Below are 13,673 nucleotides of genomic sequence, written 5' to 3'. Positions count from 1 at the left end.
TAGGCATGAGCGGGTGTCATGTATACGCAACGAAATTTGCGTCGGCATGAGCGGGTGTCATGTATACGCAACGAAGCTTGCATAGGCATGAGCGGGTGTCATGTATACGTATCGAAACTTGCGTCGGCATGAGCGGGTGTCATGTATACGCAACGAAACTTGCATAGGCATGAGCGGGTCTCATGTATACGTATCGAAACTTGCATAGGCATGAGCGGGTGTCATGTATACGCACCGAAACTTGCATAGGCATGAGCGAATTTCATGTATACGTATCGAAACTTGCATAGGCATGAGCAGGTCTCATATGTATCCCAAGCTCCAAGCGTGCATCCCCATCCCCACCATCCATCCCTTCAAATTCAGTCAGCAATATAAAAAGCCATCTGCAGCTGCAGATGGCTTTAAAATTATTCTACTCCGAATCCGTCACCGTATTGGTTTTGTGCACCGTCTTCAGTGTAAGCAGGCGGATTGTCGAGTGTATAGTTCTCAAGTAAATCCGTGCTGACTTCTGTTACCGGCTGGATTTGTTCTCCAAGTCTGATGCTGATTAAATCATTGGCTGTTGAAGGGTCGAGTCCAAGAATATCGCGAATCGTGTTGGACAGTGCGAAAAGATGTTCCTCGTCCGGCCATGCATAGTAAACACCATTGGATTCGCTTGTAAATCCTGTACCCTGCAGCTGTGAATTTTCAAATGCTACATCGTTAAATAAGTAATATGATGCGAGCGAGCGGATATTACTTGTCTCAAAGTTATGACTTGTATTGCTTGTGAAGATTTTAATCAAGTCATCAACTTGGGATAATGTACTGAAGGACTGAGCCTGTTTAAATACAGCTTCGATCAGATCCATCTGACGTACACCGCGTCCTAAATCAGAATCGATGCTTCTGTTGCGGATTACTGCAAGTGCTTCTTCACCGCTCAGTTGCTGAAGACCCGGCTGGAGTCCGTTCATTTCATAAGGTACATCGAATTCAACACCGCCGATTGCATCGACTATTTCTACAACTGCGTTCATATCAACGCGGACGAAATGGTCGACCGGCACGTTCAGTAATGATTCAACTGCATCCATTGCTCCGGAAGGTCCGTTAAATGCGTGGGCGTGGTTAATCTTATCGAAATAATTCATCGAATCGATATAGGCAAGCGTATCACGCGGAATGCTGACCATTTTGACGTCGTCATTTTCACGGTCGAATGTTGCTAAAATCATAGTATCCGAACGGAAGTGGTCTGCGTTAATTTGGCCATCCTGAGTTCTTTCAGCATCGGCATCTATACCGAGAATAAGAACTGTGAAGTTGTCATTTGATGCATCGACATCATCGACACGAAGTTCTGAACGGTCCCGATCAATTTCTTCGTAGGAATCTGATATCCCGCTGTTAAAAGCATTAAAAAGATAAAGAATATAGATGACTGCAGCGAGGAGCACGACACCTAAAATAATAAAGATGGTCCATAGAATTTTTTTCATAGTTAATAACCCACTTTGGAAGATTTTTCAATGTTAATGTAAATATATATTTAATGCACTGCTGTTGTCAATAAAAGGTATAAAAAAAGCAAATGGCCAAAACCATTTGCCTGTTTTAAATATTAATCTGTGGAGTCATCAATAATTTTGTACCTTTTATGATTAACTACAGTTTTTTCAAACATTTCATGTTCGTCAAAGTGATCATTAATAGTAATATCAACGATAACAGAGTTATCATTAATTTTTTCCACTTTACCAATCAGATCGTCGAATTCAACAATGTTGCCTACTTTAACATCTAATTCTTCTTTTTCCTTCTTCTTTGCATCCATGTAAATTCCTCCACTACAATAGCGATAATGACTGACATTATACTATAAACACAGGAAATTACAAGCGTTAGTACTCATAGCAGAAAGCTTTTCTGCAGTTTATCCCGCGCACTTTTCCTGATGTTTTTGGCAGTGGAGACACTGACCTTAAGAAGTTCAGCAGTTTCCTTTAAAGAATAGCCTGATAAAGTAAGCGTAAACCATCGGTATTCCCGTTCATTTAATACTTTTTGAGCTGTATTTTCGAGCTTATAAGAATCATCTGCCGCCTGTATTTCGATAATATTATCTTCTGCCGGTGACTGCCGTTCCTGATAGCGCGAAACTTTCCTTATTTCATCAATCAGACGCTGCCTGATGAGTGTATAAACAAATTGTGATTCGCTGCATGATGTTTTGCTGCTGTCGAATTTATTAACAGCTTCAAAAACAGCAATGCGGCCAACCTGCATATACTCGTCTTTATCATATAAAATATTCAGCTGCTGTATGATACTGTGAATCATCGGTTCATAAGAAATAATTTTTTTGTCTGCTGCCATTTAAGTTATCCTTAAATGAATCGATTCATAAGATTTTCCGGATGTACTTAATATAAGAAAAATTAAACGGGGGATAAAACATAGTAATAACAAAAAAAGTGTACTTAACACAACTTATGATATATTTTTTGTTAACAATAGTTATATTTATATTAAATAAGTTAACTTAAGGTTATAATAAGTATGTTTAATCAAATTGATGATGGGGTGAGAATATGCTGACTGTCCCTGAGCTGACTCCGCAGGTGCTTTATATAGAGCCGGTAGTGCATCCTGAGTACTTATGCCGTGCTGTTCATACTGATGGTGTAATATACTGTGAGAAGACTGCTGAAAAATGGATTGATGATACGCTGGTTTACTTTTATTCAAGCAGTATTAAGGTGAAGCGGCAAAATGTTAAACTGATACATAATATACACAGGCTTCAGCCGATTATTATCGATGAGAAATATCAGTTTGTACTTTTTCCGTTGCACAGCTGCAAATACAAGAATCCGTTTTTTGTGAATTTGCGCCAATTGATAGATTTTAAAAAGGTGAATAATAAACTGGTCATTACATTTATAGACGGCCGGGAAGTGGAAACCGATTATGATTACAGTTTTTCAAAGAAGCAGTATGAGAAAACTTTATTTATACTGGACAGAACGGTTAAACATCAGAATGCAGTGAGGAAGTATTTTAAAGACAGGGAGGGATAAAATGGCGATTCTTATAGCCGGCGGTATTTATAAAAATAAAGAATCTCATCTTACCGGAGGCCATTTAATATCCGCTCTCGCAGCACGACATACATACGAGGATGTGTATCTTCACACGAATTTCAGTTCGGAGGAAACAGAGCTGACAGCAACCTTAAAAGATTCACTCAGAAATGCCGGGGTCAGCCACAGAAGTGCGCAGTCTGTATCGGCACCGTACGGTATGACCGGTGACGAAGGATTTACAGTGAATTCAAATATTTACGATACGTTTAATCAGAAAGCAAAATATTTAAAGGCCATCGATACGGTGATTTTGACGACCGATATCGGAGAACGGGATTTTAGATATATACTGAACTATGCACGAAGAAACGGTCTTCAGATACTGGTGTTTACATGCGGAGAATACCTCCCCCGATCTGTAGATGATAAAAATCTCGTTATGCTGGAAAATACCGGTCTTCCGAATTACCACGCTCATATTAATGAAATAAAAGAAACACTCGTTAGCCGGGGAATCATCAGCAGTACCCCTGCAAAAAACCGGGATATACCTGAAACAGCTGCACAGCGGTCGGGCAGAACAGTAATCCAGCTGCTGCTGATAGCTGCTGTATTGGTGCTGCTTTTTACAGGAGGGTTCAAGCTGCTGGAGTTTATCAGCAGTGACAGAGTGTCGTTTGAAGCGGAAGTCGACTGGTCACTTGAAGTAGAGCATGATGACTGTGACACTGTCGAAACATGTACAGAGCTCGGTGACCGTTATCTTTCAGAACTGAAAGAGTATGTCGATCTGCAGGATGAACCGCATATATTTTTTGAAAACCGGACACGGACAACCTATATTGATTACCAAATAAAAGATTTCAAAATCGCCGATAAAGAAGTTGAAAATTCGCTCCCTTTAGGTGATGAAGAAACATTTATGTCAATATGGAATACTTTTCAAGCTGTATTTCCCCATCGTTATTTAGAGGACATTAATGAATACCGTTTATTCTCAGATGGTGAGGGTAATACAGCCGCCTATGTATCAATAACGAGAGGCGGAACTGTGTTTGCCATAGATGTGCGGGACAATCTCCATAAAGCGACTCAGTACCGCAACCTGATTCATGAATTCGGGCATATCTATTCCCTGCCGATAGATGACTTTGACGAGGCCTGTGACAGTACGGATATTTCCTGTGCCAAAGAAGATACTATTATTGATAAGCATGCAGACAGATTCTGGTCCCAGTATGATGAATCCTGGCTCGAAAACTCTCATAAAAGCCAGTTTCAGCTCGAAGGATTTTACAATAATAATGTGACAGATTTTTACGTTCCATATCAGGCGACGAATGTTAAAGAAGATTATGCAATTACTTTTATGAAATTTATCACGGAAAAAATTCCGGCAAACAGTTCTCAACTGCGTGATGTTAAAGTACAATCAATGTATGAAGACGCTGAACTGGTCGCCTTGCGAGTGGATATATTAAAATCATTTGTTCAGTTGGAGAAGGAGAGAGCAACTTGAAATTAAAAGTTAAAGTGAGAGATTATGAGAGCGGTATTTCAATTACTAAAATAGATGTGCCAGCTGAATCAACGGTCGATCTGCTGCTTGGAAAGCTGGTGCAGGAAGATCTGATATTCAATTCATATTTACCTGCTATAAAAACCAATGGGTATACATACGGGGAATTTCACCGGTTAAAAACATCCACCCTGTTTCACGGCAAGGAGAAAGCGGTGCTGTCATCAGATAAAGTGGAGATTACAGTCACACAGAAAAAGTCTGAAGACGGACATAAGGCAGGACAGGTGCTGCTCGATTACTCGCAGCTTGTAAATGTCGTCGATAAATTCAAGGAACTTGAGCAGGGCTCTAATGTAGAATACGGTACTGTGTTTTTTGTGCAGCAGGAAAAACATCAGTATTTAATCAGGTATGAAGAACACGGCTTTGAACTGTATCACTTTAAACTGCAGTATGACAATGCTTTTAAAAATGAGGACAGATTTCCTTTCCTGATACTGGAATTAAAAACCAAAAAAGAACTGACAACTAGTGAACTGAAATGGATCCGGACAATAATGTTTCCGTCTAAAGAACGTAAAAATCCGATCATTCATCTGGAAGTATCAAAACTTAACCAGGATATCGTAGATGAATTGTCGACACTTGTCCACAGAGTAATGGTGATTATCGGTAAATTCCAGGTGAGCAAAAAACCTCTGGAAGCTGAAGGGAAACTGCCATCATATGTACAGCTTAATGAGAAAAACTCCATCGGGTTTGTAGAGATAGAGCAGCTGAAGCGGATAGTAAAGGCTTAAAATTTATTTCCAGGAGGATATTATGAATTTAGACTTAAATGAAAACAATGTATTTCCATTATTGGAAACATCAAATAATACTAAAAGAATTGCAGAAAAGGCATTGAATAATATTATAGAACCATTTCCCAAATTTGATGATATAGAATTTAAAAAAGATTTCGATTGGGAATATAAGCATCCAAAAGTAGAAACCAGTTATCAGTTATATCTTCAAAACTTACGTGTAGTTAATGAGTTATTAAATCAATATCGTGAAACTGCTAATGTTGAATTTATATTTAAATCAAAAGAAATTATAGAAAGTTGGTTTGATTATATTGATGCCGGTAATGAAACTAAGATGACTTGGTATGATCATGCTATCGGTGCAAGAAGCCAAGTTCTTATTGATTTTGTTTATAATGCTAAAAAAGAAAAGATATCCATTGATGAAAATAGATATATGAATATACTGTCAAAACATGCAGAACTATTATGTGATGACGAAATTCATAGGTATAATAATCACGGGATTATGATGGACAAAGCCTTGATAGTCCTCGGTTTGGCAACAAATAATGAATCTTTTTTTCTTAAAGGCTATGAACGAGTTAAATCAATTTTTTGGGTGACATACTCAGATAATGGAGTTCATTTGGAAAATTCACCAGAATACCATCAGATGGTGTTTGGTTTATATGAGGGATTGGAAGAGTATTTACAAAGAAATAATAGATCATTAGGCGTAGAAGTCACTAACATGTTTCCGCTTATAAGAAAATATTATTCATTGGTTTTAAAGCCTGACAATAAATTCCCGCCAATAGGCGATAGTTTTCATGTAAATAATTCAAATAAAATAGAAAATATATGGGAAAATTTTAGTGAACCAGCAGCTGGAATAAGTATTATAAAAAATAAAAAAAGTTTATTATATTTAGCATTCATATGTGGTTTTTCTACAATCACACATAAACATTCTGATGATTTAAGTTTTATTTTAAACTATAAATATAAAGATTTTTTTGTAGATCCTGGGAAATTTAATTATAGTACTAGTAAATTTAGAAAATATATTGTGAAAAGACAAGCACACAGCAGTTTTTCATTAGCAAAAAATTATAAAAAAGATAAATTAAATAAAATTCATAAAACAATTTGGACTGATAAATTTTTAGATAGTAGCTTGTATACTGTTGTTTCAGGTTATAACAATGGTTATGATGATGCACGACTTAGAAGGACTATCTATTATTTACATCAAGAAAATATAATCATTGTATTTGATAATGGAACTAGCAAAAATCTTGATACTTGGCATCAAAGATTAAATCTAGACCACAATGTAACGCTGGAACACTTATCAGATGAAAAATTTAAGCTGAAAAATGATGATGTAAGTATTACGTTAGAATTTCCGGAAAATATCGATGTAAATATTTTAAATGGAAATACCAAGTCTAAGTGGCCAAGAGCGGTAAATTCGCCTTCAAGTGGCAAGGTAGTAAAAACTCATCAAATACTTAATACCAAAGAAAATGCTTCGGAGTTCAATGATTATTTTGTCATTCATTTGGAAGAACCAAGATTATTAAATATCTTTGAAGAATCTAATAGTGTTCAGGTAAAACTTGATGATAAGATTTATGAATTACCAAAATTCCTAATTTAGGTAGTCAGTTAAATAGCTGAATTTACAAATTTAATTATAGATTAAGTAAAGTAACGAGGTATTTTAATGGAAATAAAACGTAAATTCAGACCAGAAATAGAAGGTTTGAGAGCAGTAGCAGCATTGCTTGTAGCGGCATATCATATTTGGATGATGCGAGTTTCAGGCGGCGTAGATGTGTTTTTTGTAGTGTCCGGATTCTTAATAACAACTTCATTGCTTTCAAGATATGCAAGAGATGGATATATTAATTTCTTTTATTTTATATACGGTTTGCTAAAAAGGCTGTTGCCCAATGCTCTACTGGTACTAACGGTTGTGTTGATAGCAAGTTACTTTATTATGCCGGAGTATCGGCATGCTGGAATAATAAAAGAGATTTTTGCATCGATATTTTATTTTGAAAACTGGCAGTTGGCTATATCAGGAACAGATTATTTAAATCAGGGAAGTGAAAAAAGTCCGGTCCAGCATTTTTGGGCTATGTCTATACAAGGACAATTTTATGTAATATGGTTTTTAATTGTAAGCTTAGCAATTATAATCCACAAGAAATTTAAAGTTGATTTTAAAAAGTCATTTGTAGGAATATTATTAACTTTAATAATATTATCATTTATTTATTCTGTATATCTGACTGCTGTCAATCAGCCCCTGGCATATTTTGATACCAGGACAAGGGTTTGGGAATTTGGTATAGGAGGATTACTTTTAATTATTATATATAAAATTAAATTGCCAGAATTTATAAGCACAGTAATGGGCTGGAGTGGTTTATTAATTCTGTTAGGTACAGGACTAATGCTAGATGTTGAAAAAAGCTTCCCAGGATACACTGCATTACTTCCTGTAATAGCTGCAGTGTTCATTTTAGTAGCAGGAGAAAACTCATCGAAACTTGGTGTAGAAAAATTTCTGGGCAGTAAATTAATGGTCTGGCTCGGTGGATTGAGTTACGGATTATATTTATGGCATTGGCCAATATTAAGCTTTTATTACGTAATTTTTGACACGACTGATGTCAGTATATTACATGGGATGTTAATCATACTTATATCACTAATCTTAAGCTATCTGGGGAACAAATTATTAGAAACACCAATCAACAAATTAATTGGAAAAAACAATTTTACGTTTAGAAAATTCATACCTATCGCAATTCAGTTAGGTGTAGTGCTCACTCTGCTTGGAGCATGGTATGGAGCAGGCGAACTGCAGAGTTCAAATCAGGAGAAGCTTCTAGGTAACAGCGATTATCCAGGGGCTCTTTCAAAAGACATATCATTCTCTCCTGAAGGTTCAAAACCTATACCGTCTCTCGAAACTGCTAAGGAAGACAGCCCCTCTCCATATGCTGATGGTTGTCAGCTTTCTCCTGGAGAATCCGAAGTTAAGGTTTGTGAGTATGGTAATACTGATGACTATGAACATACAGTTGCTTTAGTAGGAGGATCGAAATCAACGCATTGGCTACCGAGTCTTCAAAATCTTGGAGATAATTATAGAATACTGAATGTTACAAAGAGCGGGTGCAGATTCTCTTTAGATAATAGTGAAGGCATTGCAGACGATTGTTATGAGTGGAATACTAAAGTAGTAGATGAGCTTGCAGAGTATGAACCAAATTTAGTAATAACATTAGCAGACATTGCAGATAGGGAATATGAAGAAGTTCCGAAAGGTTTTCTTAAGCAATTTGAAAGTCTAAATGATTATAATATTCCCATACTAGCTATTAGCGATACTCCTTATTTCGAGAAAGATGTTGTGGAATGTTTGAGTCGTACTAATGAACCTAGTGAGTGCAGCATAGAGAAATCTAAAACTCTATCCCCTATATCTGCATGGGAGAAGTTGTCAAATCCGCCGGAGAACGTAACATATGTGGATTATACAGATTACTTGTGTGACAGAGCTACGTGTCCCCCTATAGTTGGAAATGTTTTAGCTTATCGAGACAAAAATCATATGACTGAAACTTTTAACAAAACTTTTGCGCCAATTATTCGAAAAGACATTGAAAAAATACTACTACGTTAAAGCAAAAAACATTGTTACTTCAATATTAACTGTCGCTGTCAAGTATACAGATAAAAAATAGTCTTTTGTTCTGAACTGGTACACGAGTAATGATTCTTAATAAAAAAACTACCTCAGGAGCACGATTGCACCTGAGATAGTTTTTTATATTTTCATAGAATGTTTGGTGTTGGAGATTAATAACACTCAGCATTAAATTTTAAGAAGAATATTTATCAAGCAATTCTATAACATCTTCACGTAACACTGGTCCCATTGTTTTTGAATAAGTATTCGTAATATGACTTCCATCAAAATACACAAGAACATTTCCAATAACAGGTTCGTACTCACCATTAACTTTAAAGTAATCATTATAATCTACAGGGTGGACTAATGGTGATTTATAATCTATTTTCTCCCAAGGCATCGTTTCGCTGATAGGTTCAATAGAATTCATTTTTTCTTTTGTAGCTTTATAACCATATTGATCTAAATATTCAGGAATATTAAATCCAAAACGTTGCGTGTCACGTATAGCCATTATAGGTAATTTTATCTCATCACCAATAGTATTTAATTGATTAGCCATACCTTCTGGTGGGAGAGGGGAATCTACGCTCCCGATATCTGAAGTAGCAACGACTAAGTCAATTTCATTTTTACTATCTTCTAAGTAATTCATGACATTATTATTCCAAGCTGCAGTGGTGTCCGATGTGTTAGTTGAAGAAAAGCGACTTCCTACCTGAACTATATTAAGAATTTTTATATTTTCTTCTTCTGCAAAATATTGTAACGCACCAAGCCAATGCGCAGAATGAGAACTACCTACTAAAGCTACAGTGTATTGATTATTTTCTAATTGACCATACTCTCCAATTTTTAAAGAACCTACGTTTTTAGATTGATTCATTTTGTCATCATAAGAATCTGCAAGGTCGTTCATAGCTTCTTCTGGGGTTGGTATAGGAGTGGCATTCGGTACTTCCATATCATAGAAAATTGAAGACGCGCCAGGATAGTCAGGGTCATTTATTAATTCTTCAATATTTGGTACAGATTTATTGTAAATAGTAAATAATCCAATTAATATAAACAAGTTAATCAATATTCCGTAACCAATATATTTTAACGGTCTTATCGATATCTCCATGTTTTTAAAAGGTGTTTCAATGAATTTGGACATAAACAAGGCGAGAACAATAGAAGTGATTATAATTGTTATACCTATAAGGATGCTTGGATTTGTTTCCGAATGATAATTATAGAATGATAATAACACCCAGTGCCATAAATATATACCGAAAGCGATACCTCCAAGTTTAACCATTAAATTAGATCCAAGGAATTTAGTAACTCCGGTATTACTTGAACTGTTCCCAGCAATTAAAATTGCGACTGCACAAAGTGTCGGCCACAATGCAATATAACCCGGGAACATCGTTGAAACATCAAATATAATACCTGTTAATAATAACCCAATGAATCCAACCCATCCGAGAATATTACTTATAAACGAATTGATTTTAATTTTTGATAGGTTTATTGCAAGTATGCCGCCAATAGAAAACTCCCATACTCTAGTAAATGTATCAAAATATGCCCAAGGCTGGTTTACGGCAGTTAAATAAATTGAATATGTAAATGAAGTTAAGAATAACAATGATAAAGCAATATTTATAATCTTTACTCCGTTTAAATTTGTTTTCTTTTTTAACAAAATAAATACGAGTGAAAATAAAACAAACCATATAAGGTAAAACTGTCCTTGAATCGACATTGCCCAAAAATGTTCTAAGGGTGTACTCATCTGTTCCTGGCTTAAATAATCTGTATTGGAAAATGCAAGTTGCCAGTTTTGATAATAAAGCAAAGAAGCAATTATTTCATAAAAAGTTTTATCTAGAATTGTTCTTGGCAATAAGAATATACTTAAAACAATAACTGTAAAAACTATTACGATAATTGATGGAAGTAAACGTTTAATTAGATTGGTAATGAATGGAAAGAATTTTAATTCTCCATAACGATTATATCGAGAAACAATCGAAGTTGTTATTAAAAAACCTGAAATAACAAAAAACACGTCAACTCCTCCGGATACTCTTCCAATCCAAATATGATAAACAGCGACTAATAGAGCAGCTACAATTCTTAATCCTTCAATTTCAGGACGGAATCTTCTCTCTATAGTTAAAGAATTATTCAACTATATACATCTCCTTAATTTAAGCTCAATATTTCCATAATACAGAATATCTCAGTTTAAATATAGGGAAGAAATATAAAAAAATGATCTCAATCGAGATCATTATAATTCTTTCTCCATATATTTATGAGGAATACCTGCATCATCAAATTCATCAGATGAAACATGGTAACCGAGCTTTTCATAAAAGTTAAGCGCATGTACCTGCGCACCTAGCTTGGCTCGTGTATAGCCGTTTTCTTCTGCATGAATGTGAACGAAGTTCATGAGTGTCTGGCCGAGGTGCAGACCTCTTGCTATTTTTCTTACAGCCATGCGTTCTACTTTGATTAGACCGTCACCCATATCACGGTATCTGACTGTACCGATTGGGCGGTCATCAAGAGTCAGGAGAATATTCACAGATTCTTTTTCATACTCATCGACTTCTAATTCCAGCGGCACGTTTTGTTCGTCAACAAAAACTTCTTTTCTAATTTCCAGGCATTGATTGTAATACTTTGGATTATCAGTTATTTTAAGTTCCATTTCATCACCTACATCGCATTTTTTCTTCGTATAATCGTATACTGCCAAAATACTTTAAGCTGCTCAATATTCCAGTAATCCATACCGAGTGATAGGGCAGGACGGGTGTTAAATTTAATGTTGCTTGCTTCTGCTGCTGCCAGTGCAATGTACTGGATATGCGGTTTTAGCTTTTTAAATTCATCTGATAACCTGCCGTCTTTTTGAATCCAGTCCAGCGGGAAAATATAATCAAAAATATTTACAACTTCATATATTTCAGGAATCGCAGTGATATAACAGGCTGCATCAACAGAAGGGTTGTTCTGTGATTCCGAAAAATAACTTCTCAGGGATAAATATAATTCTTTGTGTTCGTGATTCATATAAAAGTATTCATTTTCAATTTTTGGCTGATTATTATTTTTAATCAGTTCTTCCAGATTATCCATCATTTCATGGATATTTGTCACTTTGTCATATGATTTTCTCAAAACAGCCACCTCCACTTAATTAATAATAATAACCATTATTCAGTGAATTGCTATTGCTGCCCTCGTAGTATTCATCTTCTGTTTCTGTACCATCATCATAGTAGCTATCATTCTGATTGTTTGTGCCGTCATCATAATAACCTTCATTATTATAATTTTCTCCTTGTGCCGGTTCTTCAGTGCCTTCATCCTGAGGAGCCTGATTACCCTGATTGAAGTCACCTTCTGTTGTATCTTCTAAATCGTCTTCGCCTTCGACATCAGATTCTTCGTAATCAAATTCCTCAGTTTCAAAGCCGTCACCGTAAGAACTTTCATAACCTTCTTCGGCGAAGTAGGGGATTACTTCGGGCCGATGTTCAGTGAGCATATAATCATCCATATATTCATAAGGTACAAGATAATCGCCTAATCTCAGCTGCAGTAAATCGAACGGTTCAGAAGGTTCTATTTCCAGTATAGAGCGTATCGTATTTGAGAGAACAAATAAATGCTCATCATCTGCTCTGTAGAAATAAGCTCCGTTTCCTTGCTGCCAGTAATCTGTACCGCGCAGCTGGGTGGAATCGAAAGAGATATCGTTAAAAGCGTAATATGAAGCAAGCTGACGGATATCTTTAGTTGTAAAGTTATGTCTAGTGTTATCCGCAACAACTTTAATTAAATCATCAATTTTACTTAAACCGCCGGATGATTTAACTTTGTTGAGTACAGCTTCCACGAGTTCCATCTGTCTGTTCCCGCGTCCTAAATCTGAATCGACCCGTCTGCTTCTGACGACAGCAAGCGCTTCTGCACCGCTCAGCTCCTGAACGCCTTCAGAGAGTTCGATTCGGCCGTTGTCATCCTGATTCGGCTCATTCATATCAAAAGGCACATCGAATTCGACTCCGCCTACAGAATCTACAATATCCACTACGCCTGCCATATTAATACGAACATAATAATCTACAGGAACATTTAATAGTCTCTCGACAGCATCCATGGAAGCTGAAGGACCACCGTACATATGAGCGTGATTAATCTTATCAAAGTATTCTTCAGTTTTAAGGTAGGCTAGTGTATCTCTTGGGATATTAACCAATTTTACATCATCATTGTTCTTATCAAAGGTTGCAAGTATCATGCTGTCGGTGCGGAAATCATCGCCGTCTAAATTTTCTTTTTCGGCACGTGATTCGTTCTCATCAGTACCGAGAATTAAAACTGTAAAGCTGTCTTCCACTGTAGCGTCTTCTTTTCTTAAGTCCGATCTTTCTTTGTCAGTAGGTTCGTAGGAGCTGCTGACCCCTTCATCAAAAGTATTATAAAGACTGTAAATATAAATACCGGCACCGATTAAAATCAGTACCAGGACAATCACAATTGTCCATATTATTTTTTTCATC

Annotated in this window: 12 protein-coding genes; 5 read left to right on the top strand and 7 right to left on the bottom strand. The window is 36.1% G+C overall.

The genetic code is table 11. The features are described 5' to 3' along the window. Nucleotides 1-410: 410 nt before the first annotated feature. From IR135_RS01110 to IR135_RS01100, 3 genes are all read right to left on the bottom strand, one after another. A complete protein-coding gene (locus tag IR135_RS01110; protein ID WP_135095924.1) occupies nucleotides 411-1,490 on the bottom strand; it encodes an LCP family protein in 1,080 nt (359 codons plus the stop codon). A 122-nt stretch (nucleotides 1,491-1,612) separates the two neighbouring features. Further along, nucleotides 1,613-1,825, bottom strand: coding sequence for a DUF2187 family protein (locus IR135_RS01105; RefSeq protein WP_135095922.1), 213 nt, complete (start codon nucleotides 1,823-1,825; stop codon nucleotides 1,613-1,615). A 74-nt stretch (nucleotides 1,826-1,899) separates the two neighbouring features. Next, entirely contained in the window at nucleotides 1,900-2,367 is a 468-nt protein-coding gene (locus IR135_RS01100; RefSeq protein WP_135095920.1) for a sigma-70 family RNA polymerase sigma factor, read from the bottom strand. Between the two features lie 215 nt (nucleotides 2,368-2,582). On the opposite strand from IR135_RS01100, the gene IR135_RS01095 reads away from it, so the two are divergent. The 5 genes from IR135_RS01095 (at nucleotide 2,583) to IR135_RS01075 (ending at nucleotide 9,093) form a co-directional block, all read left to right on the top strand. Then, nucleotides 2,583-3,071: a competence protein ComK gene (locus IR135_RS01095; RefSeq protein ID WP_135095918.1), complete on the top strand. Its 489-nt coding sequence runs from the start codon at nucleotides 2,583-2,585 to the stop codon at nucleotides 3,069-3,071. A gap of 1 nt (nucleotide 3,072) precedes the next feature. Further along, on the top strand, nucleotides 3,073-4,596 hold the full coding sequence (locus tag IR135_RS01090; protein WP_135095916.1) for a hypothetical protein: 1,524 nt from the start codon (nucleotides 3,073-3,075) through the stop codon (nucleotides 4,594-4,596). After that, nucleotides 4,593-5,399, top strand: coding sequence for a hypothetical protein (locus IR135_RS01085; protein WP_135095914.1), 807 nt, complete (start codon nucleotides 4,593-4,595; stop codon nucleotides 5,397-5,399). Before IR135_RS01090 ends, IR135_RS01085 begins: the two co-directional genes overlap by 4 nt. Before the next feature lie 22 nt (nucleotides 5,400-5,421). After that, nucleotides 5,422-7,053, top strand: a complete 1,632-nt coding sequence (locus tag IR135_RS01080; protein ID WP_135095912.1) for a heparinase II/III domain-containing protein — start codon at nucleotides 5,422-5,424, stop codon at nucleotides 7,051-7,053. 66 nt (nucleotides 7,054-7,119) lie between these two features. Beyond that, a complete protein-coding gene (locus IR135_RS01075; protein WP_135095910.1) occupies nucleotides 7,120-9,093 on the top strand; it encodes an acyltransferase family protein in 1,974 nt (657 codons plus the stop codon). A 199-nt stretch (nucleotides 9,094-9,292) separates the two neighbouring features. Here the strand turns inward: IR135_RS01075 and IR135_RS01070 are convergent, their stop codons facing one another. From IR135_RS01070 to IR135_RS01055, 4 genes are all read right to left on the bottom strand, one after another. After that, nucleotides 9,293-11,284, bottom strand: coding sequence for an acyltransferase family protein (locus IR135_RS01070; RefSeq protein WP_167753327.1), 1,992 nt, complete (start codon nucleotides 11,282-11,284; stop codon nucleotides 9,293-9,295). A 102-nt stretch (nucleotides 11,285-11,386) separates the two neighbouring features. Then, nucleotides 11,387-11,812 (bottom strand): GNAT family N-acetyltransferase, encoded by a 426-nt coding sequence (locus tag IR135_RS01065; RefSeq protein WP_135095908.1) that lies wholly within the window; start codon nucleotides 11,810-11,812, stop codon nucleotides 11,387-11,389. An 8-nt stretch (nucleotides 11,813-11,820) separates the two neighbouring features. Next, the gene (locus IR135_RS01060) at nucleotides 11,821-12,294 is read right to left on the bottom strand and encodes a DUF2538 family protein (RefSeq protein ID WP_318272203.1); all 474 of its coding nucleotides are present in this window, start codon (nucleotides 12,292-12,294) and stop codon (nucleotides 11,821-11,823) included. Between the two features lie 10 nt (nucleotides 12,295-12,304). Then, nucleotides 12,305-13,672, bottom strand: coding sequence for an LCP family protein (locus IR135_RS01055; protein ID WP_135095904.1), 1,368 nt, complete (start codon nucleotides 13,670-13,672; stop codon nucleotides 12,305-12,307). Between the last annotated feature and the right edge of the window lies 1 nt (nucleotide 13,673).

It is taken from the genome of Jeotgalicoccus nanhaiensis, assembly GCF_015235105.1.
Taxonomy (GTDB): domain Bacteria; phylum Bacillota; class Bacilli; order Staphylococcales; family Salinicoccaceae; genus Jeotgalicoccus; species Jeotgalicoccus nanhaiensis.
This window is presented reverse-complemented; position numbering and strand designations above follow the sequence as displayed.